Raw genomic sequence first — 26154 nt, forward strand, 5'->3', positions numbered from 1 at the left:
GTGACGCATCGAGGCGAGCTGTGCGTCGATTATTTCCCGCCACCGATGTTGAGCAGCAGATGTTCGGCGTCGAGTTGGACGTGAAGGCCGGCGAAGGCGGTTGCGCTGATGCGGGCGCCAAGATCGGCGGCTTCGGGAGGAAGAACGTAGGACTCGACATCGCGCAACACATGCCGCCCGAAGCGCAATTGCGGCACTTTCGTTCGACGCACGATTTCTTCCCGGCCCGCCAGACGCAGCTTGACCCTTGGGGCATGTTCGTCGATCACAAGGCCGACTGCTTCGGCCAGATTCTGCGGGATCAGAGTCGGCTCGCCGCCCGTGCCCATGAAGCTAAATGTCAGCGGTTGCCGTCCGGCGACGATTGCGGTGACACGATAGAACTGGCCATCGCGAACGACCGGTAGCGAATCGGAAAGCACGATCGATTGCAGCTTGTCGAAAATCTTGGCACCGTCGCGCCAATGTTTTTGCGGCCCTAGCGATTCCTGCCGGCCCAGCGACGCAACCTCAGCCATGACGTTATTATCGCGACGCAATGCGGCGTACGATTGCGTCATTTGCTCGATCTCCTCGCGGATCGGCAGCAGCCGCAGCGTCACCTCCGTGCGAACATTGATCAGATCGGCCAATGCCGTTTTGAGCGGCGGCGACAAGCCGAACTCGCTGGTCGGAATATATTGCCGTTTCCATTGCTCAACCGCCGCGGCGGCTTGTTTCGCCTGAGCCTCTAACTGAGCCTTGTCGGCCGTCCCTTGCTTGGCGACGGCGGACAAAGCCCGGGCTTGCTTCTCCAACTGCGAGAATCGAGCCATCTGCATTTTGCAGGCTTCGTTCTGCCCGACGAGTTGGTCGACCGTCTGCTGAGCCGCGACAAGCCGCGGCTCGAAGCGATCCAAGCTGTTTAACTGCTGGCGGAGGTCCGCTTCCTCGGGAAGACACCATGTATGCCCGACTCGATCGAGCCCGCGCGCGCGGAGCAGTTCTTCGGCAGTCGGCTCGCCCGCGGCGAACACGATTCCCACGACGGCAAGCGACAGCAGCAGCGAGCCGGCCGCAGCACTTTTGTAGGCAAAACGGTCCATCGTTGAATTATGCAGGCGATGTCGCGGCGATGTCCAGCAGTGAATGAACGGCTGGGATGGTCCTGAAGAATAGCATCGATGGTTGGTCTCGCTTCCCCCGCTGATCCCTTCGGGCGTTCGCGAGCCGTGGCCGGGCTTATTCCCCGTACACGGCAGAATCGGCAATCCCGCCAGTTTCGCTAGAGCCGGTCGTCCGATGCAGTCGAGCGCGGTTGTGCGACGATGAATGCACTGAAGGAATCGGCATGCTTCGATTTTGCGTGCGCAGAGAATCGACAAATCAGTCGCGTTACGCTCGGCAACGAAGAAGGTGATCCATGTGGCGATCGGTATTCTTGGCGATAGGCATATTTATGGCGGTGATGGGCACCGAGTCGCTCGTGATCGATAGCGCGACGCTCAATAGCCACGGCGACACGAGCGTTGGGAGCCGCGACGTCGTTCCGCCGGAATGGGTGCCGTGGAGCTTGATCTCGGGCGGCGCCGTGACGATTCTCTACTCGATCACGATTCCGCAAAAGCTAAAGGGCTGAGATGCTGCCGGCCTGCGTCCAGAGCGCCACTGCCAGCGTAGCCTGCCAATGGTGGCGCCGTGCGGAAGTTTGGCACTGGCAGACCGGGCTTGCCAGTGGCACACATCGCGATCGCACCGGCTGCCAAAACCAGGGATTTGTTCCGGAACGGATCCTCAGTTCTTTGCTGCTTCGGCCGCCTTTTCTTTGGCGGCCTTTTTGAGCGTGTCGGAGACGAGCACTCCCTGGCTGTAGTATTGATCGCGGATCAACTTGCCGTTGGGGTCGAGTTCGGCCCAACGGCCGTTGCGAGCCCCCTTCGAATAGCAGTTGAGCGCCCATTGCTTGCCGTCGTCGTAGTAGAACCACACGGGGCCATCGAGCTGATCGTCTTTGTACGTTCCTTTGCTTTTCACCTGGCCATTCTCGTACCACTCGGCCCAGGGGCCTTGGCGGAGGCCGTCGCGCGCCATCGCCTCGACGTTCTTCTTCCCGCTCTTTTCGTAGAACGTGGCCTGCACTCCGTTGATCCGCCCGTGTTCGTAGTTGGAGATCATCGACACGACCGGACGATCGGGTGAGTCGTACCATTGCGTCAGCGTTCCTTGAATTTCGCCATCGAGATAGGTCGCTTCGCTGCGCTTGACGCCATCGTCGTACCACTGCGTCACCGTGCCTTCGAGCATGCCATTGTGGTAGCGCGACTGAAGTTGCGGCTGGCCATTGGGAAACCACTGCCGCACCTGGCCGTTTTTTTGGCCGGCATGATATTCGATTTCCGAAGCAAGTCGGCCGTTTTCATGCCACGTTCGCTGCAAGCCCTCTTCCTGCCCGTGAAGATAATTCGTGACGGCTAATGGCTTGCCGTCGGAATTCCAAATCCGCACCTTTCCGTTGAGTTCGTCGGCGACGTAATCGGCTTCGAGGGTTTTCGTGCCTTGGGCACCCCATTCGATTTTCTTGCCGTCGCGGTGGCCGGTCTTATAGTCGATTTGTTGAAGTTTATCGCCGCCGGGCAGGTAGTGTAGCTCGGTGCCGTTTTTTTCCCCCTTGCGATAAACGCCTTGGGCCCTGAGCTTGTGGCCGGAATACCATTCGTACCACGGGCCGTCGAGTTGGTCGTCGGCGTAGTGGTATTTCGAGGATTCGCTGCCGTCGGAGTAGTAGTGGATCTCCCATCCGTCGCGGATTTGATTGCCGTGGCCGTCGTCCCGCACTTCGCGGCGCATGCGAAGCGTTCCGCTTTCATCGCGCTGCTCGACCGCTTTGGAATCGCCAAACGCCAACCCGACCAACGCCACCGACAGCAGTTGCAGGATCCAATGCATGAATGCACGCGACTCGAGGAGGGTTCGGCAGAGATGAGAAAGAGGCGACGAAAACGCCGCTCCCTTCCATGATAAACCGACAATCGCCATTCGGGAAGGAAATGACGCGGCGAAACGGGCGATTGTGCGGGTTGAGACCGCCGGAAAGTCGAGAAAGTTGGTGCGGATGGCAGCAGCGGAAAGATTTGGCCGATGCGGCGAAGCGGCAGGACAGGAGCGTGGTTGAGGATTGCCGGCTTTTCTCCAGGGAAGGCCGGGAACACGGGACGCGAGTGGGCGGCGAGGCGGTGGGCCCTTCCCTGAGCTTCGCGATGGGCAAATATGGCGGCGGCTATTCCGCGAGTCACCTAGAAAACGCCCAGGACATGCGGCCACCAGCCTTCGGAATGGCATTGGGCAGCGGCCCGGGCAATCGCCGGCAGCCACATCCAGATGGCCATTCGCCGCAATTCATGCGCCAGCGAACTCACGTCGATGTGGATGTTTTCCGGAGTTTGAAACAACCGAAACCGCGGCCAGAGCATCGGCACAACTTGGCAATAGCGCTCGTATTGCATGCCGAACTTTTCACGCAATTTGCGCTCTTCGGCAGGAATCGCCAACGAAAAATAAACGGTCGCCGCCACGGCAAATCCAACGAGACACGTCACGCTGCCGAGGAAGCAAGCCAGCGAAATGCAAAACAGCAGAGTGCCCAACTGCAGCGGATGACGGCAAATCGAATACGGGCCGCGAACGGCAAGCTGAGGCGGGTTCCCCTCCATGCGGTAGAGCGCGGTCCACCATCGCATCGCCCCACCCAATACAAAAATCAACCAGCCGACCATATCGACTTTGAATTCATTCCAACTTCCCATCGATACCAGCGGGCTGGAAAACAACGTCAGCGCCAGCGACGCGACAACCAAACCCAAGCACAACCAGGGCTGAAGGCGGAAGCGCAATGGATGGTTACGCGAAATGTTGATTGTGGTCATGCGAGGCAGGAGTCTCGGGGTCTGGGATCAAGGGCCAAAAAACAGTGGAAGTAAGAGTTGCGGAGCCAGAGCCGCGAAACAGGGGAACAGCGGTCGTGGTTCAGGGTACAAGCGTTAGCTTCATACGGTCGTCTCTGTCTGCCGGCCCCTGGTCCCTGGCCCCTGAATCTACCTCATACAGGGTGTAGTGCCGCGATCGTTGAAGCCAATTGAAATAGTTGTAGTTTTCCACCCACTGCGGATAACTGCGATACACAGGTTCCGCTTGCGGCACGATCAGGTCTTGCTCCGGCGTCTTCCGCACCCGGTCAGTGATCAGCAAAAACTTTCGCGGGCCGACACGCATCAGCGCCGCCAGTTCGTCGTAGCCATCCAAACGTTTGAGTTGAAAACCTGGCGGGCGGTAAAAAAACATGTCGACGCCGACATTCGAATATAGGCTTTTGGAGCTTTTTCCCAGAATGTAGGCGTAGCAATTCTTGGAATAATGATCGTAGATGATCTTCTGCAACAAGACGCTCGGCTGCCGCGTCGAGAACCCCATTGCCGCCAGTGCGACGACGTTCGATGCATACAGGGCCGTGGCCCATCGCGATCGCCGCCGTCGCCAAAGCCACGCCAGCCCTTGGGCGTATCGCCGCCCGCCGAGCCGCGGCTCCGGCGCAAGGCCGACGACGATCGCCATCGCGCCCACTTGGGCTATCGGGAACAAGAACCTGACTTCCTTGTGCGCCACCACACTGTGGGCCAGGAAAAATGCAAACGTCGCCCAGGAAAGAATATGCCCCGGATACCGCCACCATGTGGCAATCATCGCCACCGTCCACAGGAGCGTCGTCGCCACCATCGGGCCGCTATTCACGCCCACCAAGTACCACCACGCCGGACTTGTTCCAAATCGATTCGCGATGCCCAGCAGGATGTTCGTGCGGAAGTAGTTCCACGGGGCGATGACAAAATGGCTGTATCCCCAACAATCCGTGGCCGTGCCCGCTGCGATGGCCAGGAACACGCCGCACGATAGCAGTGCCAGTGTTCGGATTTTTCGCCCCCGGTTTTCACCGGAAAAACAACACAGCCAGCCGCACACGCCCATCACCGCAAACGCAATCTGATAGCGGCATTCAAACGCCAAGCCGAAACAAATTCCCGAAGCGAGCGCCACAATCGGCGGCACTTCGCCGGGTGCCACTGCCGGTTCGTCCAGCCGTGATCGCACCGCGGACTCGCTCACCGTCGGACAAGTCGCTGGCACCCGGAAGATGCGGCGGATCGCACCGCTAATGCTCGCTCCAGCCGCGGGCATGCCGGAGCCAAGCCTTAATGCTGGCAATGACGAGCCCAACACCAACGTTGCAAAGCCAAGCGAAAAAAAATTGCCCGACATCGCTTCCGACGAAGTGCGGCCCGCCAGATATGGCAAGATGAATAATCCCGCCAGCACGATCACCATCGGCCGCCGGCGACGATCGTCCGGGCAAAACACGTTGGCCGTGAGCATCAGCGACACGATGGCGGCCCAGGCGCATAGCCCGCTCAGCGCTCGAAACACTTCGGCCAGCGTGAAGGGGTTGTCGATGCCAAGCTGTTCCAGGCCGCGAGCGGCGACATAGTACATTGCCGGCTGAAGCCAGGGACGCATTTCGGCCCGATATTCCCACGCCAGGGCTTCGCGGGGAGTCTTGCCCAGCTTGTAGCTGACGAACTCGGTGACCTGATAGTATTCGTCGAACTGATAGAAGTCGTAGCTAAAGTGGCAAACAACGGCAATCAGCAGAAAGCTGACGACGCTCCACCGATTGACGAACCTCCGCCAACCGGGATCGGCATGCAGTCCGCTATTGAGCTGGAGATTTTGCCGGAGAGACATTGAGGACGACGGGCGAGTGGATACGGGCGACGGGACGAGTGCTCCCTCCATCACCGTTTGCCATATTGGATGACTGCGAATGGTGAGCGGCGGGGCCCTAGCCGCCGGTCGAATGCGGCGCAACAGCCGAATGACCGGCGGCTAGCGCCTTGCCGCTCACGAGACGTGGAGCCCGCCAAGTTTGCCGTGATGGGCCACGAGGCGGCCGCGCGGTAAGGGGTGTGTACCGGCCCAAGCGGCATCGCGTCAAGAGAAGAATCCTCGCGACGAAAGCCGGAACACCGGGGAAGGCCGGAAGAATGTTGTCCAGGCAATCTTTCGAGCCCGAGCTTACAATGTCGGTCATCGCAGCAGCCTCTTTTTTCACAAGCGGTAGCATGGCATCCGACGGCAATTCGGTTTTGGTAACTGGCGGAGCCGGATTCATCGGGAGCCATCTCGTCGAGGCACTATTGGCGCGCGGCGACCGTGTCGTCGTGATCGACGACCTTTCAACCGGCGACTGGGCTAATCTGTCGGCGGTGGCCGATCATCCGCGCTTGCATTTCATTCGCGGAAGCGTGGCCAATGAAGCACTGCTTGGCGAAGTCCTTCCCGCCGTAGCCGAGGTGTATCATCTGGCGGCGGCGGTTGGAGTCGGATTGATCGCTAGCAATCCGATTCAAACGATCGAAACGAATATCGCGCCGACCGAGCGGCTGCTGGCCGGATTGCGGCGAATGCATGCGAGCGGCAAACCCGTGCGGATGTTTCTCGCCAGCTCGAGCGAAGTGTATGGCAAGAATCCGAAGCCGGCCTGGGATGAGAACGACGATTTGGTATTCGGACCCACGACGAGGGCCCGCTGGTCGTATGGCGTTTCGAAAGCGATCGACGAATTTCTCGTGCTCGCCTGTTGGCGGCAGGATCGGCTGCCCGTGGTGGTTGGCCGACTGTTCAATGTCGTCGGTCCGCGGCAATCGGGGCGGTGGGGAATGGTGTTGCCGCGGCTGGTGTCGGCCGCCCTGGCCGGGCGATCACCGATCGTTCACGACGACGGGCGGCAGCAGCGCTGTTTTGCCCACGTGGCGGATGTCGTGCGGGCAATCCTTGCCCTCGTCGCATCGCCGGCGGCGACCGGCAGTGTGTTCAATATCGGAGGCGATCAGCCGGTTAGCATTCGCGAGCTAGCGGAACGGGTGATCGCGGCGGTCGATCCGAAGCTGGAAATTGAATATCAAAGCTATGCGGCTGCATATTCGGAGGATTTCGAGGACGTGCGTCGCCGCGTGCCCGACCTGAGCCGATTGCGGCGAACGATCGACTTCGAGCTTCGCCACGATCTCGCCGACATCATCCGCGAAGTGGTGGCGTGGCAGCGCGAGCGGATGGGCTGATCGGGTGTGGCTCTGTGCGGGCCGCGTCGACCGCGGCAAGCGGGTTCGCTCTACCGCGCGTCGGCCTTGCTGACATCGAGGCAAACCAAGTGTCCGGCCGTGTTGCGGCAATAAATTCGGCCATCGGCGAGGGCCGGCATTGTCCAGCATTTGCCGTCGAGCACCTGGGCACTAGCCAGAAGTCGATATGCTTTCGGATCGGCCGCGACGACGCCGAGCCGCCCCGCATCGCTGAGCACGATCAGCCGTGCGCCAGCCTGCTTGTCGCCGGCCAGCAATAGCGAGCCGAGCCCCCAGCCGCGTTCTTTCCAAAGCACCTTGCCTGCGTCGAAATCGAAGGCTATCAGCTTGCATTGCGAGGGGGCGCTATTCGCGCCGTCGATGCCGTAAAGCACGTCGTGCCACAGCACGCTGGTGCAGAGCTGATTCGACATCGCCTTGTTTCGATAGCGCGCGACGAGCTTGCCATCTTTGAAATCGAACAGCGCGCAACCGGCGCGGAAGCCGGAAATGAAGATCGACGTCTGGCCGTCTTTTTGCCGGACGATAGGCGAAACGGCGGTGGTGACATATTCGGTCTCCCACTTCACATGATCGACTTCCGAGCCGTCGCCGGCGCGCACCACCAGCAGCGCATCGTTGTTGAGCACGGCGACATACGATTGCCCACCGACGCTGAAAATCGTCGGCGTTCCGTAGCCGGGCCGATACTTGCCCGTTTTCCAGACCACCGCGCCGGTGAGTTTATCAAGTGCGACGGTGCGGCCGGCGTCGACGATCAGAAGATTGCCCAGCACGCGTGGTGAGCCGGAAAATCCCCATTCGGGCATCGGCACATCCAAGAGCGATTGCAATTCCTGCTCCCAGACTGCTCTTCCCTGGCGCGCGGTGTCGAAGCAGAAGAGTTGGCCTTCCTTGCTGATGGTGTAAACGCGATCGCCGTCGACCGTCGGCGTCGCGCCGGGGCCGCCTTCGTTCAAATCGGCCACTTGCTTGCACCGGTAATCGCATCGCCAAATGTGCCGCCCCGTGGCGGCGTCGAAACACCACACGGTGTCGAGCGTCAACTGCCCGGCCTTTTCCTTCTCGGGCGAGTTCGGCTCATGGCCGAGCGTGTAGAGCCTGCCGGCGACGATGGCACAAGAGCTGAAGCCGGTGCCGACCTCGGCCGACCAAAGTTGTTTGGGACCCGTGGCAGGCCAATCGCTGGTCCAATCGGTTTCGGACGAAATACCGGTTCCCTCTGGACCGCGCCACATCGGCCAATCGTGATCGGGCTTGGGCGCGATGGCGACCGACGATTCGGCATGCCCGGCCTTGGACGATGCGGCCGGCCGAACGGTTGTCGCGCTTGCCGGATCGGGCGACGCCGGTTCGGCGGCCGCGGAGAAACAGCCGGCGCTGCAGAGCCACGCTGCAATCGCGACAATCGTCAATTTGCAACCGGCCCGATTCATGGGCATCGAAAGGTCTCCGAGAAAGTGGCAGAAAGAGGATCGCGTGTGCCCGGCGATTGAAATCGCTTCTTGAACTTCCGCTTGCACCACGGCGTATTATTATCCTGAAAGGTGTGGTTCGGCACCAGTCGACAACCGCTGGCGAATTCGTGAGAATTCAGCGGAAGCCGGACCGGCGGAGCGCGATTTGGCCTGCAACGTTTGTCGCCTGCGCTACGCACCGAACGGGGCGGGCGGCACACGGAGTATGCCTGCTACAATCATCACCGACATTCGAAGAGGCAATCATGAATGGGCCATCGCTTGGTAAAGCGGAATTCGTGCGGGCTGGGGCGCTCCGGAGCATTGCCGCTTGCGGGGCGTTTGTTGTGTTGGCGGCGACGTTCGCGGTTGCGGCCGAGCCGCCCGTCAAGCCAAGCGAATCGGGTGCACAGGTTCCTCCCGTTGCTCCGCCGAGCACAACCCCGCTGATCGAGTACAAAAGCAGCTTGCCCCCCGCGGCCACGGTCGCCGGGCACGAGACCGGGCTCATTCCGCGCGAAGTGTTGTTCGGCAATCCCGACAAAGCCATGGCCCGCATGAGCCACGATGGCAAATGGCTGAGCTACTTGGCCCCGGTTGCCGGAGTGCTGAATGTGTGGGTCGCCCCGATCGACAATCCGGCCGCGGCGAAGGCCGTGACGAAGGAAAAAGACCGGCCCATCGACGGCTATTTCTGGGCCTACACGAATCGGCACATCCTGTACACGCAAGACGTCAAAGGCGACGAGAATTTTCACGTCTGGTGCGTCGATCTCGACTCGGGCGACATCAAGGATCTCACGCCACGCGGGCCGGAGCAAAAGGTGCGGGCCGAAATCGAGGCCGTCAGCTACTTGTTTCCCAAAGAAATTCTCGTCGGCCTGAACGATCGCGATCCTGAATATCACGACATCTGGCGATTGAATATCGAAACCGGCGCCAAAACGCTCGTGCAAAAAAACACGGAATTCGAAGGCTTCGATATCGACGACAATTACCACATCCGCTTCGCGTCGAAATACACTCCCGACGGCGGACGGGAGTTGCTCAAGCCCGACGGCAAAGACGGCTGGACCGATTTCTTGAAGATTCCGCAAGCCGACACGCTCACGACCGGTATCGAAGGCTTCGATAAATCCGGCGATGTCGCCTATTTGATCGACAGCCGCAATCGCGACACCGGCGCGCTGGCGACGCTGAATCTGAAGACGGGCGAGGAAAAGATCGTCGCCGAAGACCCGCGCTGCGACGCCGGCGGAATCATGCTCGAGCCCACGGAGCGCACGCTGCAAGCCGTCTCGTTCACCTACGAGCGAATTCACTGGGACTTTTTCGATCCGGCCGTGAAGTCCGATTTCAAATACCTGAAAACCGTGGCTGATGGCGATGTGACCGTCGTGGCCCGCACGCTCGACGACAAGCAATGGATCGTCGCATTTTTGATGGACGACGGTCCGGTGCGCTACTACCACTTCGATCGGCCGGCGCACAAGGCCCGATTTCTGTTTACCAATCGCAAGGATTTGGAAGATTGGAAACTGCAGAAAATGCATCCGGAGATCATCAATTCTCGCGACGGCTTGAATCTGGTCAGTTATCTGACGCTGCCGCCCGCGGCGCTCTCTGGCGGCAAGGGACCTTCACCCGATCGGCCGGTTAAGCCCGTGCCGATGGTGATCGACGTGCATGGCGGACCGTGGGGGGTTCGCGATGAATGGGGGCTCGATCCGGATGCCCAGTTGTGGGCCAATCGCGGCTATGCCGTGCTGCAGGTCAACTATCGCACCTCGACCGGCTTCGGGAAGAAATTCGTCAACGCGGGTGAAAAACAATGGGCCGCCAAGATGCACGACGACATTCTCGACGCGGCCGATTGGGCCGTCGCGCAGAAAATCGCCGACCCGAAAAAAATCGCCATCATGGGCGGCAGCTACGGCGGCTATGAAACGCTGGTCGGTCTGACGTTTTCGCCCGATCGCTTCGCCTGCGGCGTCGATATTGTCGGCCCGTCGAATCTGATGACGTTGCTGAAATCGATTCCGCCCTATTGGGGCCCGGCGCTGCAGATGTTCAAAGACCGCGTGGGCGATCCAGGCACCGAGGCAGGGCGAAAGCTGCTCACCGAGCGTTCGCCGCTGACGTTTGTCGATCGAATCGAACGGCCGCTACTGATTGGCCAAGGCGCGCACGACCCGCGCGTCAAACAGGCCGAGGCGGATCAAATCGTGCATGCCATGCAGGAAAAGCACATTCCGGTCACGTATGTGTTGTTTCCGGATGAAGGGCACGGCTTTCATCGGCCGGAAAACAACATCGCCTTTACAGCCGTGACCGAGGCCTTCTTGGCCCGCAACCTCGGCGGCCGCTACCAAGCAATCGGCGACGCCTTCAAAGGCTCGACAATCACCGTGCCGACCGGAGCAGCGCAAGTGCCGGGCCTCGAGGCCGCGATGGCGAAGCAGAAAGAGATGTCGCCGGCGGAGCCGCCGCCAACGACCGCAAAGAAGTGATCCAATGATGGGTGCCATGCCCGCGGCTTTGCGCGATTTGCGGCAAGAGCCCGCCGCGCTAGCAAGGAAATCGGGCTGTTACTCCCTTGCCAGCGCTGCGGACTCCCGGTTTTTGACGGCGACGCGCGAAACCGCAAGCGTGGCGCTGGGCAAAACGCGGGGCTACGGCTGGGCTTGGCAGCCGCGGATTTCGAAATCGTAGAGCGCGGCGATTTCTTCCGGCGAGCGGTCGCCGAGATTCGTGAATCGCCGCTCGAGCGCGGCCACATCGCTCACCGCCGGGGCGGCCAGTGCTTGGAATTTGTGGTCCAAAAGCGAATCGAGTTGTCCGGTCTTGGCCCTTGCATGCCCTTCCGGATACATCACCAAGCCGCTCGACAGATGGCCGAGCGTGGCATGGTCGATCGCCAGTGTGGTCGGAATGCCGTCGGGGTATTTTTCATCGAACGACGATCCGCCGTGGCGCAATTCCATGCGCTCGATGAAGCGTCGCGTTTGCGGATGGCGCAATGCTTCGTCGCCATAATCGTCGGGCAATAGCATCAGCTCGCGCCAGCCGGATCGCTTTTGCCCGATGGCTTTGCGCAGCAGCGTCGCGATGATGTAGAACAGCGAATGGTCGGCGCTTTGGCGCGTGGTGGGATTGCGCTTTGCCGGATCGGCAATGATGTGAAACGCGGGTTCGTAAATTGTGACTTCGATCGCCCGCAACTGATCGGGATCGGCCATCAGGGCGGGATAAGCGGCGAGCAAGTCGATCAGGCCCTGGATGGCCCCGGCCGATTGGTGCTCGTACAGCCCGAGTTTGAAGTGCATGCCCATGAGCGCGAAATCGTCGCCGGCGCACGAAAGCGTCAGATCGAACGGGCTGCAATCCGATTGATGGGGCGGTTCGAACAGCGAGAAAATCGCTTCCGAGTTGCGGAAGATGTCGGCGGGCCCGACGAAGCCGCGCATGGCGCGGCGTGCGCTCAGCACCGCTACCTCGGCGCTCAATGCGGCGGAGGCGCCTTTCGAGTCGGAAAGTTGCCGGCCATGGCGAATCGCGCGGAATGGAATATAGTGAGCCACGACCAGCCCGATCGCCGACTCGATTTGCTCCGCCGTGGCGCCCGACATCGCCGCGAACACGACCGCCGATGCAATCGCCCCATGCACGACATGATCGATCTTGTGGTCCTTGAGCGAATAGACTTCGGCCAACCGGCCGCGAATTTCGTCCAACAGAATCATCGCGCACAACGTGCGGTTGCCGTCGGCGCGGCTTAATTGCGCGGCGGCCACGGCGACCGGATAGAAGTCGTTGTGGCCAAACTCGCCGCGCGTGTGGCCGCGGGCGGGGTTGTAGCCGAAGTTCGTGCCGTTGGAATCCCACTCGCGCACAGCCGAGCAATTCGCGGCCACGGCTTTTTCCGGATGAACCGGCGCGATCGAACCAAAGCACGCGCTGCCGTCGCCGGGCGGGCAGCCGTAGCGCATGGCTTCCGCGCGCAATAGAGTCGGCGCGTTGGCGCGGGCCGCGAGAGCCGACACCCCGCAAGCCATGCTATCGCGGTGAAAGCGTTCGACTTGCTGGAAGACGGCGTCGCTGGGAGTGCCCAGCCGGCCAGCCAGAAAATCCAACGCAAACTGCCCCAGTCCATGGGCCTGGTTCGTATTTCGCGGCAGCGTGACGGATTCTGAATTCACCAGAGTGGATCGCTTAACGAGTTTGAATGCGAACTGCGAAAAATTATCGTCGCACGATTGAATTCAAGCAAGCCGCTGGTGGCTTCCCCTATCGCCGATGTTTGCCGTCAAACTCGGGGGCTCTTTTCCAAACCCGCGCTGCGGTTGGTCGCGGTGCTGATGATCGATCCGACTGGGAAAAGTTTGCCGGCGCTTGGTGGGACAAACCGCATGGCGACGGCTCATAAAACGGCAAAATTTTCCGATTGGCGAAGTTCCGTCGAATGTATTGCTAAGCGTTTCGCACGTACAGTGTTGGCAATTGTGCCGCCGATACCGTGCTGTGGGGAAATTAGCGTGATTTCCTATTTTCGGAATGCACGGCTGAAGAGGCGGCGAATCCGCCGGGCATGACACCTCTGGCACAAGGACGGAACGATGGTGCGAAACGTATTGAAATGGAGTTTGGCGCCGGCGGCGCTGGTCGCCATGGCGCTGGGCCAAGCCTGGGCCCAAGATGTGTCTACCAGTGCGGTCGGCATCAGCTATGCCGGCGATCCTCCCGCGCCTCCGGCGGCGGCTCCGGTTGCCCCGGCTGCGCCAGCCGCTCCCGCGGCGGATGCCCCCTGCGGATGCGATGCCGCCATGGGCGGCTGCAACAACCAATGCTGTTGCGATTGCGGCGGCTGCGAATTCGACTGGAGCAAGAACACGTGGGTCAAAGTCGGCGCCGGGATCCGCTTCTCGTTCGACAACATCGAGCAGCATACCCTCAGCGACCACAAGTACAACTTCTTCAGCCCTGACGATGCCCGTATCTACTTGAGCGGCCAAGGCCACGAGTACATCAAGTTCACGTTGAACACCGAAATCGACAACGGTGGCACCTTCGTCTCGCCGAACGATTTGGCCGACGTGCGGATGTTGGACGCCATCATCCAGTTCGAGCTCGACGACACGGTTAATTTTTGGGCTGGCCGGTTCCTCCCGCCGAGCGACCGTGCGAACTTGTGCGGTCCGTTCTATCAAACCCCCTACCTCTATCCGTTCGTGTCGAACTATGAGGCCGTCTTTGCCGGCCGCGACGACGGTGCGGCATATTGGGGTCAATGGAACGGCGGTTCGATCAAGTGGCAAGTCGGTGCGTTCAACGGCATCGGCCGCAACTATGCTCCGACAGCCGTCAACGTTCCCGGCCCGACGATTCCGGGCGATGCGGTCGGCCCGAACACCAACGGCGATCTGCTCTATGCGTATCGCGTCGTGTTCAACCTGCTCGATCCGGAGCCGGGTTACTATGCTCAAAGCAGCTACTTCGGCAAGAAGGAAATTCTGGCCATCGGCTTTGCCGGCCAGTTCCAAGACCATGCCGTGAACGACGGCATTGCCGGCGGCGTCGAAACGGTTGGCCGCAGCATGTACGGCAACAGCTGTGACTTGATGTATGAAACCCGCCTGCGTAATTGCGGCGTGTTCACCATCAACGCGGCCATCTACGACTTCCACGATCACCACCAGACCAACGCTTTCGCCGCCACGCAAGAAGGCGACGCCGGCGAAGTGGAAGTCTCGTACCTCACCGCCGACGAATATTGCTTCGGCAAGGTGTCGGGCAAGTTCCAGCCGTATGCTCGGTTCCAACGCTACAATCGCGACCAGAAGGCCCTCGCGGCGAGCTTCTCCTCGACTGCCGGTCCGGTTCTCGATCAGCAGACCGACTTCGGTGTCAACTACGTGATCTCGGGCTACAATGCCCGTTTGACGCTGGATTACAGCGAAGACCTCGTCGAAAACAACGGCGGGCACTTCGACCAGATTCTGGCCGGCGGACAGGTGCAGTTCTAACGTCGTGTGACGAGCGATTCCTCGGGTGAGGAAATCGAACGTCGCCAGGCGCCAAAATCCGCGGGGCACTGACAGGCCGCCTGTCAGTGCCCCGATTTTATTCGTAGGTCAGGCTTTCCAGCCTGACGGCCCGTCGGACGCCGTTTCGAAAACTCGGCCAGTTGGCGCATCCGTCAGGCTGGAAAGCCTGACCTACTCGACCTTCGCCCAAAACGGATGCTGGCGGTCGGCTCGCGTTCGAGCGTCTTCGAGCATTACCGACACGCTCGGCTTGACGACGTGCCTTGTTCCCAACCGATTGCCGCCCACCGTCACGGTCACCGGCAGATTGAAATCGACCCATTCGGGCGTAAGCCAAACGGCCACCTTGGCGCCGTGCACTTCCACGTTCACCCCGTTCCTGGCATTCACTTTCACTTCGACATGCAGCGGATGCGTACCGCGCGCCGGAGGCCAGGCCGCCGGGTCGACCAGGCAATTCGGCGGCATCTGTTGGAGCTCCAAGCACCAGAAATAATTATCCCACGACCGCATCGTCACGGCGCTGAAATCATGCGGGAAGAAATCTCGCTTCTTCCGCCCCATCCAATCGAAGACGCGCTGGATCTCATCGGAAAAATGCTCGTGCCCGCGCCCCTCGTATTCCACGAGCGTCATGTCCCATCCGCGCGGGCGAGAAAAGTAGCGATCCCAATCTCGGGAATTGTTCGCCGTGCGATTCGAGTCCAGTTCGCCGCTGATGAAGTACAACGACAGGTGCTCGGCATTGGGCCAATATTGGGCAACGTATTTTCCCGACGTGGCCACGATTGGAATCACTCCAGCCCACAGATCGGGATGCGCCAGCGCGATGTCCCAGGCCGCGTCGGCGCCCATCGAATGCCCGGAAAGAAACACGCGATCCGTGTCGATCGAGAACCGCCGGCACGCATCGCGCAACGAATCAAGCACCGCGGCATGCTCGCGGGCCGAATATTGATATTGCGCTTGATGCGGCTTGATCCAACCCGGAGCGATGACGATATATCCTTGCCGAGTCGACTGGCCTAATCGCATCGTGTGAATATCGGGGATCGGCGGACCCGGATCGGCTTGCGCCGCTGCAGCGCCGGCGGCGGCCGGGGCGGCGGCGGCCGGCGGTTGATTCGGGGCATTCGCATTTCTGACGTTCGCAGCGCCGGCTTCCGCCGCGGCGGGCATCCGCGATTCGCCGGCCCACCAACTGATCTGCTGCTCGGGCGTCGTGCCGGCCCCTTGCAAGGTCACGATCGCGGGATACTTGACGTGCGGATCGTACTCCGGCGGAAGTTGCACCAGATACGTCACATCCGGCTCGTTTTCCAATCCGTGGATCGTCAATTCATAGGAGCCGGGCTCTTGCTGCGGCGGAGTGTCAATCGGCGGCTTCATGTGGGCCAGGATCGCGGCCACGAATTTCGGCGATGCCGATTGTTGCGAACCGATCGCCTGTAGCATCGCGTCGCGGTCGAGTTTCAGCGGATTGCGTAAGTAGTCCAGCACAAGCCGCCGCGTTTCGACCAACGACAACGCCACCTGCACATTGTCGACCGCGTCGTTCGCCCCGATCAACCAGCCGCTGACGGCGAGCGCTGCCTTTTGCTCCGGAAGCAGCGTGGCGTCGTCGGCCAATCGCCGGAATGGCGCCAGTCGATCGAGCGTCGCGAGGGTCAGCTCGGCGGCGATTTCGTCGCGGATCGGCTGCAAATGCTTGCGGATGGCCGAGTCTTTCACTAGCGACAGTTGCGCGTCGAGTTGTCCGATGGTCGCATCGCGGCGTTGTTGGGCCGCGCGATAGGCTTGGATCTTTTCGCGCACGGCTTGCAGCGTCGCTCCGTTGATTCCTTGCGAAGGAAAGCGCTCGAGCATGCCGTAGGCAACGCCGTATTGCCCAGCCTTATGCCGCACTTCGACTTCCGAAAGCACGCGGTCGGCCCCCAATTGGCGCAGTGCTTTGGCTTGGTCGTCAAGCCCGGCCAGCGCGGGAAAATCGGCGATCACCTGCCGCAACTCGGCTTCGGCATCCGGAAATCGCTCGGCTTGCATATAGAATCGCACGAGCTTCAATCGCTGATCCGGATTTCGAGGGTCGACCTGCTTCAGGAGAATCTTGGTGAGCAGATTGCGCGGGATCGAACTGGTGGCGATCCGCATGTCCCACAGATAGGCCTTGGCCGCCTGGGATTTTAGCGATTCCACGCGCGACCAAAGCGGCGTCACCGTCGTCAGCCCTTGGATCACGTCGGCCGGGCCGTTGTTGGTCTGCATGGTAAACGTGCGGCGGCCCCAATCGTCGAATGGCGTGAGCCGCAGGATCGGGCCGATCGTCGCCACGGGCAGCCCGTCTTCCGCGATCGGCTGAGGGATCTTAAATGTTTCCCAGCGCGGCGGCGGGGAAGGATCGACCTTGCTGACCAGCCGCCAGGGAATCATCGTGCGCCGCAGATCGTCGTCGCACATCAAGATTGGTTTTGCGGCGGCCGCCCCACCGCTGTTATTCGGATCGACGGCCACTCCTTCGATCCTCACGAATCGTCCGTCCATTTCGCGGCCGTCGTTGACATAAATCTTTTCTGCCCTGGCGGCCGACGGGCCGATGAAGATTCCCGCCAAAGCGAGAATGCACCACGCCCGGGAAATTTGTCGCATGATATTTAGCCTCGATGTTCCGATAGCGTCCGGCGTTTTGTCGAGCAAATCACTGATCCGCCCCCGCCGTAAAAAGAAGCGGCGAGTCCCCGGCGAATTGCGATGACAAGTGTCAAAATGGCTGCCGGGCGCGAAATTCCTCTCCTTTAAGGCTCGGCCGAAAAACAACTCCTGCCCTCTTCCGCAAGGGACGAGGGGTCCGTGGAGAAGTAATTTTTTCGGCCGAGCCTAAACCCGCAAGAAGCGGCGCAGACCGAATCGGCCTGTAATTCCATTCTGCCGAGGCCTGTTCGAAATTGCAAACTCATCGCAACCCGACAATGCGGCGGTGCTTGCAACCGCGTGCGGCGCGGCGCCGTCGGCGCCGCGCCTAGGCTGACCGCGGTCCTATTTCCCCCCCCACCGATACCCGGATGAACTCGACATCTCGGCGATGCTTCCTGCTATAATCAGCCGCTCAAGGTGGCGGCCCGCTCCGACGATCGCGGCAGGAGCCCTTGAGATTTTGCATCTCGAATTTCTCGTCGTCTAACTTCCTGTCCGCGGCATGTCTGATTCTGAAATTCCTTTGGTGCGGGCGCCGCTTCGAGCGCTGACGGGCGTGGCCATCGAATCGGTCGGCAGCTACGTGCCCGAACGCGTCGTGACCAATGCCGAATTGGCTTCGCTGGGTTGTGATCCGGAGTGGATTCTTCGCCGCACCGGGATTCGCGAGCGGCGCTATGCCCCAGCAGAAATGTCCACGAGCGATCTGGCAACGATCGCCGCGCGGCGTTGCCTCGAAAAATCCGGTTTCGACCCGCGCGAAATCGATCTCGTCGTCGTCGGCACATTTACGGCCGACGCGACAATGCCCTCGACCGCGTGTCTGGTGCAGCACCAGCTTGGATTGCGGGCGGCTGCGATGGATGTCCAAGCTGCGTGTGCCGGTTTTTTTTATGCTCTCGTGACCGGCATGCAGTATGTCGCAACCGGTTGCAGCCGGGCGGCGCTGGTCGTCGGCGCGGATTGCAATTCGCGGATCGTGAATCCCTCCGACGTGCAAACGTATCCGTTGTTCGGCGACGGGGCGGGAGCCGTGCTGCTGACACGCGGCACCGACCGGCAAGGGCTGGTGTCGTATACGATGGGAGCCGACGGTTCCGGCTACGAACTTCTGTATTGCCCGATGGGCGGGTCTCGGATGCCGCTGACTTCGGCGGGCGTCGAGCAAGGGCTGCACTTTCTTAAAATGGACGGCCGGCCGGTTTTCAAATGGGCGGTGCGCATGCTCGTAGCCAGTATTGGCGATGTGCTGAACCAATCCGGCCTCACGGTCGGCGACGTCGATCGGTTCGTCCTCCATCAGGCGAACATTCGCATCCTTGATGCCGCCGCCAAAGAGTTGGGAATCGATCCGGCGAAGCTGGTCGTCAATCTCGATCGCTACGGCAACACGTCGTCGGGCAGCATCCCCTTGGCACTCGACGAATGCGTCGCCGATGGCCGTATCCGAGCGGGGAGCCATATTGTGCTCAGCGGTTTCGGCGGCGGCCTGGCCTGGGGCACTGGATTGCTGCGGTGGTGATCCGGCCAGGGCGGCTAGAGTCGGCCGCCACGGGCTGACGCGCGAAACCACAAGCGTGCTACTCTCTCCGGCGGCGGCATGAAGCTCGCTTGCGGTTTCACGCGTCGGCTGTGCGTTTGTGGGCTCCGCGCCCCCCTTTCAACGACGGGCATTTTCCCATTAGACTGCCACGCAGCGCCATCGTATCTCACACCCAAAGGCCACGTTGTCCGATGAGCAAAATCCAAAAACTGCCGCCCCGCAGCGCCGTCAAAGCCGCCGATTGCTGGGACCTTTCGAGTCTGTTTAAATCCGACGCGGCCTGGGAAACGGCCTTCAAGAAATGGGAAACTCGGATTCCGAATTACTCACAATTCAGCGGCAAACTGGCCGAAAGCCCCAAATCGCTGGCCGCCTGCTTGGAATTCGATCTCGATTTCGACCGCATGGCCGAGCGGCTCGGCACGTATGCCCATTTGAAAGTGACGGAAGACAACGGCAACAGCAGCTATCAACGCATGTTGGGCCGGTTCTTGCATGCCAGCAGCCAGGCGGGCCAAATCGGCAGCTATATCCGGCCGGAAATCCTGGCCATTCCGTCGGCCAAGATGAAGAAGTTTCTCGGCGCCCCCGAGCTCGCCCCGCACCGGCTCACGCTCGAACGCCTGGTGCGCTACAAGCCGCATACGCTTACTGCCGGCGAAGAGAAACTGCTGGCGATGCAAAGCCAGATGGCGGAAACGGCGAACCACGCCTTTCGGCAGTTGAACGACGTCGATCTGAAATTCGGCAGCTTGAAAAACGAGAAGGGGAAATTGGTCGAATTAAGCAATTCGTCGCTTTCCGTGTTTCTCTATTCGCCAATGCGCAGCGTTCGCAAAGCAGCCTTCCATCAGTACTACGATGAATACAAGGCCCATGAAAACACGCTCGCAGCGACCCTCTCGGGAGCAATCCAGCGTGATGCTTATTATGCCAAGGCCCGCGGCTATCCAAGCGCACTGGAAAGCGCCCTCTTTGCCGACAAGGTGCCGACCGCGGTGTACGACAACCTGATCGAGTCGGTGCACCGCCATTTGCCGTCGCTCCATCACTACTACGAATTGCGGCGGCGCAAGATGCGGCTCAACGATATCCATCACTACGACACGTATGTTCCCATTCTCAGCGACTTGGAAGTGCGGCACAACTGGAACCAAGCCGTCAAGGTCGTCGTCGATGCGCTTGAACCGCTGGGAAGCGAATATTGCGGGGCCTTGGAAAAGGGATTGAACAACGGATGGTGCGATCGCTATCCGAACCAAGGGAAACAAAGCGGAGCGTTTTCCAGCGGCTCCTACGACGGCGAACCGTATATCCTCATGAACTATCAGCCCGACGTGCTCGACCATGTGTTCACGCTGGCCCACGAAGCCGGCCATTCGATGCACAGCTATCTCTCCGCCAAGCAGCAGCCCTATCAATACTACAACTACACGATTTTCGTCGCCGAAGTAGCGAGCACGTTTAACGAGCAGCTTCTCAGCCGGCACTTGAGAGATCGGGCGAAATCGGACGACGAGCGTGCCGTACTGATCAACCACGACATCGATGCCATCCGCGGCACGATCTTCCGTCAAACAATGTTTGCTGAATTCGAGAAGATCACGCACGCCACCGTGGAAGCCGGCGAGCCCCTGACCGTCGAACGCTTCACGACGATTTACCGCGAGTTGCTCGATCGCTATTTCGGACCGAAGTTTGCAATCGACGACTGCCTGTCGCTTGAATGCTTCCGCATTCCGCATTTCTATCGCGGATTTTATGTGTACAAATATGCAACGGGGCTTTCGGCGGCGATTGCGCTTGCCGAGCGCGTCACGAGCGGCGGCCCAGGGGAGTTGAACGCCTATTTGAGCTTCCTGCGGGGCGGCTGCTCGAAATTCCCGCTCGATCTGCTGCGCGACGCGGGCGTCGACATGGAACAGCCCGAACCGGTCGACACGGCCCTAGCCCATTTCGGCCGGCTCGTCGATGAATTGGACGAATTGGTTTGACGCCCAATCGTAGCAGGCACACTCCGTGTGCCCTCGGCCCCGCTCGGTGCGCAACCCATCGCAAGGCGCCGACGGCACACGGCATGTGCCTGCTACCTTCCGCTCGCGAGCGGTTTCGCTTCGGCCGACGGGGATGATGCCGAAGGTCTGTCCGTTATCGCGCCGAGCGGTTCGCAAAAAATGCGCGAAGCCGCAGCGCCAAGAACATGTTTTTTTTGCAGTCGTTTGCTAGATTGCCGAACGTTGTAGCGCCAAGACCATCGTTTAGCAAGGCGAACGGTATGCGACTACTCGGGTCATTCGGGCTGATTGGCGTCGGTGCGTTCGCGGCCGGCGTGTTCTACTCAAAATCAAGTTTCGATCCTCATATCGATAGTTGGCTTTTCTTTGCCGCTTCGACCGGGATCGCCGTTTTCGGACTTGGCGATTTGTTGCTGGTGGCAATGCGGAACCGCCGACAGCCGGTATGGGCCAGATCCTCGCGTTAATCTGGATCGCGGTTGCCTTGTTGTTGTCGCTCGTCTGGGCAGCAACCGACTTGGTCCACAATCGCCTGTATGGCAATTGGGATGTCGGCCGCACGCTCTCGCGCCTGCCCATCGTAATGCTTGTGGCCTTGGGCTGGCCCGTGCTGCTTCCGGCCAGCTGCCTCGAGCGGATGCGACGGGGAAAGCGATAGCACGTCTGCCACTGGCTCTGCCAGTGCTGCGCGCCGCTTGAAATTGCTTAACAAAAACACTGGCACAGCCCGTGGCATACGGAATCACCAGCCCGAAGCGTAAGCGAGGGGGCCACCGAGGCTTATCCTCGCTAACGCTTCGCGCCTCCTATTTCGCAGCGTGTCGCGAATTCCTGGCACTATGAATAATCCGGCCTAGACTTGTGTTGGACTTCCGCCTCAGCCGGAACCACCATCATGGCCGCCTCTTTGCCGACAATCCGATACGGCCTGCGACCGACGCGTAGCGGCATCGCGCGATTGACTGTCGGGCTGGCGATAGCCGCCTCGTTCTTCGGCGGCGAGATGTGTGCCTGGGCTGCCAACGGTGCCCCGCGGTTCATGATCGAGGCGACGGTGCATGGCCGGCGCATCGAAGGAGCGCCGCTAAGCTGGTCGGCCGGCAAGGTGTGGCTGTTGGCTCGCGACGGCCGGCTTTGGGATTTTGCTCCGCAAGAGGCGACCGATTTCCGCAAGACGGCATCCTATTTCGCCCCCTACTCGGCCCGCGAAATCACCGCCTTGCTGCAATTGGAGTTGGGCCGGAGATTCGACGTCAGCTCGACGGCCCACTATCTCGTCTGCCATCCGCCCGGCCAAGCCGTCGATTGGGGCGAGCGGTTCGAGCAAATGTTTCGCCAGTTCGGCCATTATTTCAGCGTTCGCGGCCTGAACCTGCGGCAACCGGATATGCCGATGGTGGCGATCGTGTTCACTAGCCGAACCGATTTTCTCCACTACAGCATGGGAGATGGGTTTCGGCCGGGCCCGGAAGTGCTCGGCTATTATTCGCCGCGCACGAACCGCGTGGCGATGTACGATGGATCGGAACTGCAATCGCAAGGGCCGCGCGGCGATTGGCGGCAAAGCGCGGCCATGCTGGTGCATGAGGCGGCCCATCAGGCGGCATTCAACACGGGCATCCATAGCCGGCTCAACTCGCCGCCGCAATGGCTCGCCGAGGGGCTGGCCACGCTGTTCGAAGCCCGCGGCGTGTGGAACTCGGATCAATACCGCAAGCTTTCCGACCGCGTGAACCAATCGCGGCTTGCCGATTTTCGACGCTTTGCGAGCGGCCATCCGTCGCCGGACTGGATCCAGTCGCTGGTGAGCTCCGATCGTCCGTTCACCATGGATGTGGCGGGGGCGTATGCCGAAAGCTGGGCGCTGACGTTCTATTTGAGCGAAAAGCAGCCCGCGGCCTACAGCAAGTATCTGGCAACCACGGCCGCCCGGCCGGCATTTCGCACGGTCGATGCGACGGACCGAGTCGCCGATTTCTCGCATTGTTTCGGCGACGATTGGCGCATGCTCGACGCCCGAGTGCGCCGCTTTCTGGCCGACCTGCGCTAATGCGGCACGCGGCTGGAGCAGCCCGCTGTCAAAACGTCACCTCGACTCGCCGAGCAGCACTGGCAGACTGCGCTTGCCAGTGGCACACGCATGGCGGCATCGTGTGCCACTGGCATGCGCCGCGACGGCATTGTGTGCCGCTGGCCAGCGCAGTCGGCCAGTGGAATCGCCGCAAGAGGCAATTAATCGCCTGCGGTGAAGCGTCGGCCGAGGTGGATTGTCTATCGCCTCTTGTCCTCCCGCTGTATTCTTGCCATAGCGACCGCCCCGTTTTTTATTTTGGCTATCACGGCCATCCTGCCCCTCACCTCACCCTCACCCTACCCTCACCCTTCCTCCCGTGCTCACCCGCCGTTCTCTACGCTGGCCGATATTCTTGGGCGTGGTGATGATCGTGTTGGTGGTGGCGCTGACGGTTGGCTGGGTGATCGTAACCGTGGCGGCACCTATGGTCGCCACCCATCGCGCTTTGTATTGGACGATGCTGGCGGTCGGGACGACGTTTCTTGGGCTGCTGCTTTTGGGCGTGGTGATGTATTTGTTTCTTTCGATCAAGGCGATCCGGCTCAACCAGCGGCAATCCAATTTCATCGACAGCGTCACCCATGAATTGAAAAGCCCGCTGGCCTCGCTGAAGCTTTGCCTGCAAACGCTCGAACGACGGCAGCTCGCGCCGGAGCAGCAGTCCGAGTTTTATGGCTTCATGGCCGAAGACCTGCAGCGATTGCACAATCTGATCGACCACCTTCTCGATGCCGCGCGTTTGGACCAAAGGCCAATGGAGCGCGAAGCCGAGGATATCGAACTGGCGGCCCTGCTCGAGCGCTGCGCACAATCGATGTTGCAGCGATATCGGTTGCCCCCCGAGACGATCCGCCGCAATTTGGCGCCGGCCTGGGTGCGGGCCCGGCCGGCCGACCTGGAAATCGTATTTCGCAACCTGCTCGACAATGCCGTGAAATACGCCGCCGTGGTGCCGCAAGTGGACCTCGATTTGCTGCCCAACGATGGCCGCGTTATCGTGCGCATCAGCGACAATGGTCCCGGCATTCCGCCGCCGCTGAGGCGCAAGATCTTTGGCCGATTCGTTCGTGTCGGCAACGAATTGGAACGCTCGAAGCCCGGCACCGGGCTAGGTCTCTATATCGTGCGAACGCTCGTCCGCCGAATGCACGGTAAGATCACGGTCCGCGGCCGCGGGAGCGAATCCGGAACGATTTTCGAAGTCGAATTGCCGGCCCGTGAATTGCGGGCAGAAACGTAATCGACGAACCGCCGCCGCCGCTCCAATCACCCTGATCGAGTCAGCGGGATGGCTGTTATAATTGTCACCGCTGTTGCCCTCGTCCCTCGCCCTCGCCCTCGCCCCGCGCCCCGCGCCCCTCGCCCTTCCGATGCACCACATCCTTGTTGTCGAAGACGAAGAACACTTGGCGATCGGCATCAAATACAACCTTGAAGCCGAGGGATACCTGGTCACCACCATTGGCGACGGCCCGGCGGCGCTCGCGCGGTTCCAAGAATCGCCCGACACGATCGACCTGATCATTCTCGACCTGATGTTGCCCGGCATGAGCGGCTATGCAGTGTGCGAAGCGATTCGCAGCGCGGGGCATGGCGTGCCGATTCTCATGCTCAGCGCCCGAACGCTCGTCGAAGACCGGATCCGAGGTTTCGACGCCGGCACGGATCTTTATCTGCAGAAGCCGTTCGATCTGGAAGAGTTGATGAGCATCGTGCGCAATCTTCTGGCACGAAAAGGACGCGGAGCCGCCGCGCCCGAAAGCAAACCGATCGAACCGGTCTATCGCTTTGGCCAGGCCGTGGTGAATTTCGACACCTATCAAGTGACGGTAGCGGAAAAGGCGTTGCGGCTGACCAGCTTGGAGATGAAACTGCTGCGATACTTCGTGGAGCACGAAGCGTCGGTTGTCACGCGCGCCGAGCTCCTGGAAGACGTTTGGAATATGTCGCCAAACACGAGCACGCGGACGGTCGACAACTTCATCGTCAACCTGCGAAAATACTTTGAAGTCGACGCCGCTCAGCCGAAGCACTTTTTGAGCGTCCGCGGCGCCGGCTACCGCTTCGTCGCCAGCGGCGAAGAACCCGTCGCGTAGCTCAGGCTTTCCAGCCTGACAGAACGACGTGCCGGTGTCCTGCTTGAGTTCGCCCGTCCCGTTCCAAAAGCTTTCAAACACCCGCTTTCCTCCCATGACAACAAACACGATGCAACTTTCCGGCGGACTCGAAGTGCCGTTGGTTGGGCTTGGGCTTTGGAAAATCGCGATCGACGACGCCCCGCGGATCATCGCGCAAGCCGTTGCCGATGGCTACCGGCATCTCGACTCTGCGTGCGATTATGGCAATGAGCCGGCAGTCGGAGCTGGCTTGGCCAGCGTATTGCGGTCTAAAACGGTCCGCCGCGAGCAGTTGTGGGTCACCTCGAAGCTTTGGAACACGTATCACGAGCCGCAGCACGTTCGTCCGGCCATCGAGCGCACACTCCGCGACCTCGGCCTGGATTATCTCGATTTGTATCTAATCCACTTCCCCGTCGCCCAGGCGTTTGTTCCGTTCGAGGAGCGTTATCCGCCCGGCTGGTCGGCCGATCCGGGGCATCCCGAACGGGGCATCCGCCCGATTCGCGTGCCGGTGGCCGAAACCTGGGGGGCGATGGAAGAAATCGTCCGGGCGGGGCTAACGCGAACGATCGGCGTCAGCAATTTCGGCGTTTCGCTGTTGCGCGATCTGCTTTCGTATGCCGCGATCCGCCCAGCGATGCTACAGGTCGAGTTGCATCCATTTCTGGCGCAAGAAAAGCTGCTGCGGTTTTGCCGGGAGGAGCGGATCGGCGTGACCGGGTTTTCACCGCTGGGGGCCGGATCCTACGTCCCGCTCGGGATGGCCAAGCCCGAGGATTCGGTGCTCGGGCAGCCGGTTGTTCGGCAAATCGCGGAAAGCCATGGGCGGTCGCCGGCCCAAATCGTGCTTCGCTGGGGCGTCGGGCGCGGCACTGCCGTGATCCCGAAGACGTCTCGCCCCGAGCGGTTGCGGGAAAACCTCGCGATCTTCGATTTCGAACTGACCCCCGATGAAATGCGGTCGATTTCAGCCCTGGATCGGCACCATCGCTACAACGATCCGGGCGTGTTTTGCGAGGCCGCGTTTCACACGTTTTATCC

The 26154-nt window shown here is 60.8% G+C and carries 18 protein-coding genes; 11 read left to right on the forward strand and 7 right to left on the reverse strand.

The window, feature by feature from the left end:
- Nucleotides 1-29: 29 nt before the first annotated feature.
- On the reverse strand, nt 30-1085 hold the full coding sequence (locus tag VHX65_03335; protein HEX3997565.1) for a retropepsin-like aspartic protease: 1056 nt from the start codon (nt 1083-1085) through the stop codon (nt 30-32).
- A 317-nt stretch (nt 1086-1402) separates the two neighbouring features.
- On the opposite strand from VHX65_03335, the gene VHX65_03340 reads away from it, so the two are divergent.
- Nucleotides 1403-1618, forward strand: coding sequence for a hypothetical protein (locus VHX65_03340; protein ID HEX3997566.1), 216 nt, complete (start codon nt 1403-1405; stop codon nt 1616-1618).
- A gap of 155 nt (nt 1619-1773) precedes the next feature.
- Here the strand turns inward: VHX65_03340 and VHX65_03345 are convergent, their stop codons facing one another.
- The 3 genes from VHX65_03345 to VHX65_03355 all read right to left on the reverse strand — a co-directional run bounded on the left by VHX65_03345 (nt 1774) and on the right by VHX65_03355 (nt 5772).
- Nucleotides 1774-2925: a toxin-antitoxin system YwqK family antitoxin gene (locus tag VHX65_03345; protein ID HEX3997567.1), complete on the reverse strand. Its 1152-nt coding sequence runs from the start codon at nt 2923-2925 to the stop codon at nt 1774-1776.
- Between the two features lie 347 nt (nt 2926-3272).
- Nucleotides 3273-3902, reverse strand: coding sequence for an isoprenylcysteine carboxylmethyltransferase family protein (locus tag VHX65_03350; protein ID HEX3997568.1), 630 nt, complete (start codon nt 3900-3902; stop codon nt 3273-3275).
- A 100-nt stretch (nt 3903-4002) separates the two neighbouring features.
- On the reverse strand, nt 4003-5772 hold the full coding sequence (locus tag VHX65_03355) for a hypothetical protein (GenBank protein ID HEX3997569.1): 1770 nt from the start codon (nt 5770-5772) through the stop codon (nt 4003-4005).
- 377 nt (nt 5773-6149) lie between these two features.
- Between VHX65_03355 and VHX65_03360 the strand changes: the two genes are divergently transcribed.
- Nucleotides 6150-7148: a GDP-mannose 4,6-dehydratase gene (locus VHX65_03360; GenBank protein ID HEX3997570.1), complete on the forward strand. Its 999-nt coding sequence runs from the start codon at nt 6150-6152 to the stop codon at nt 7146-7148.
- A gap of 50 nt (nt 7149-7198) precedes the next feature.
- Here VHX65_03360 and VHX65_03365 read toward each other — a convergent pair whose 3' ends face one another.
- On the reverse strand, nt 7199-8611 hold the full coding sequence (locus VHX65_03365) for a PQQ-binding-like beta-propeller repeat protein (GenBank protein ID HEX3997571.1): 1413 nt from the start codon (nt 8609-8611) through the stop codon (nt 7199-7201).
- Nucleotides 8612-8892: 281 nt separating this feature from the next.
- Here VHX65_03365 and VHX65_03370 point away from each other — a divergent pair, with 281 nt between their 5' ends.
- The gene (locus VHX65_03370) at nt 8893-11136 is read left to right on the forward strand and encodes a S9 family peptidase (GenBank protein HEX3997572.1); all 2244 of its coding nucleotides are present in this window, start codon (nt 8893-8895) and stop codon (nt 11134-11136) included.
- A 162-nt stretch (nt 11137-11298) separates the two neighbouring features.
- Here the strand turns inward: VHX65_03370 and VHX65_03375 are convergent, their stop codons facing one another.
- Entirely contained in the window at nt 11299-12825 is a 1527-nt protein-coding gene (locus tag VHX65_03375; protein ID HEX3997573.1) for an MmgE/PrpD family protein, read from the reverse strand.
- Between the two features lie 417 nt (nt 12826-13242).
- Between VHX65_03375 and VHX65_03380 the strand changes: the two genes are divergently transcribed.
- Complete coding sequence (locus VHX65_03380) at nt 13243-14649, forward strand: hypothetical protein (GenBank protein ID HEX3997574.1); 1407 nt, start codon at nt 13243-13245, stop codon at nt 14647-14649.
- Between the two features lie 192 nt (nt 14650-14841).
- Here VHX65_03380 and VHX65_03385 read toward each other — a convergent pair whose 3' ends face one another.
- Entirely contained in the window at nt 14842-17316 is a 2475-nt protein-coding gene (locus VHX65_03385) for a peptidase (protein ID HEX3997575.1), read from the reverse strand.
- 547 nt (nt 17317-17863) lie between these two features.
- Between VHX65_03385 and VHX65_03390 the strand changes: the two genes are divergently transcribed.
- The 7 genes from VHX65_03390 to VHX65_03420 form a co-directional block, all read left to right on the forward strand.
- Nucleotides 17864-18883 (forward strand): beta-ketoacyl-ACP synthase III, encoded by a 1020-nt coding sequence (locus VHX65_03390; protein ID HEX3997576.1) that lies wholly within the window; start codon nt 17864-17866, stop codon nt 18881-18883.
- Between the two features lie 212 nt (nt 18884-19095).
- Nucleotides 19096-20898 (forward strand): oligoendopeptidase F, encoded by a 1803-nt coding sequence (gene pepF, locus VHX65_03395; protein HEX3997577.1) that lies wholly within the window; start codon nt 19096-19098, stop codon nt 20896-20898.
- Nucleotides 20899-21364: 466 nt separating this feature from the next.
- Nucleotides 21365-21577, forward strand: a complete 213-nt coding sequence (locus tag VHX65_03400) for a hypothetical protein (protein HEX3997578.1) — start codon at nt 21365-21367, stop codon at nt 21575-21577.
- Between the two features lie 237 nt (nt 21578-21814).
- Nucleotides 21815-22969 (forward strand): DUF1570 domain-containing protein, encoded by a 1155-nt coding sequence (locus VHX65_03405; protein HEX3997579.1) that lies wholly within the window; start codon nt 21815-21817, stop codon nt 22967-22969.
- Nucleotides 22970-23309: 340 nt separating this feature from the next.
- Nucleotides 23310-24233 carry a HAMP domain-containing sensor histidine kinase gene (locus VHX65_03410; GenBank protein HEX3997580.1) on the forward strand — a complete coding sequence of 308 codons (924 nt, stop codon included), beginning with the start codon at nt 23310-23312 and terminating at the stop codon, nt 24231-24233.
- Nucleotides 24234-24363: 130 nt separating this feature from the next.
- Nucleotides 24364-25089 (forward strand): response regulator transcription factor, encoded by a 726-nt coding sequence (locus VHX65_03415; protein HEX3997581.1) that lies wholly within the window; start codon nt 24364-24366, stop codon nt 25087-25089.
- Between the two features lie 94 nt (nt 25090-25183).
- Nucleotides 25184-26154, forward strand: a 971-nt coding sequence (locus VHX65_03420; protein HEX3997582.1) for an aldo/keto reductase, incomplete at its 3' end; no start/stop codon positions are given.

Source organism: Pirellulales bacterium (genome assembly GCA_036267355.1).
GTDB lineage: Bacteria > Planctomycetota > Planctomycetia > Pirellulales > DATAWG01 > DATAWG01.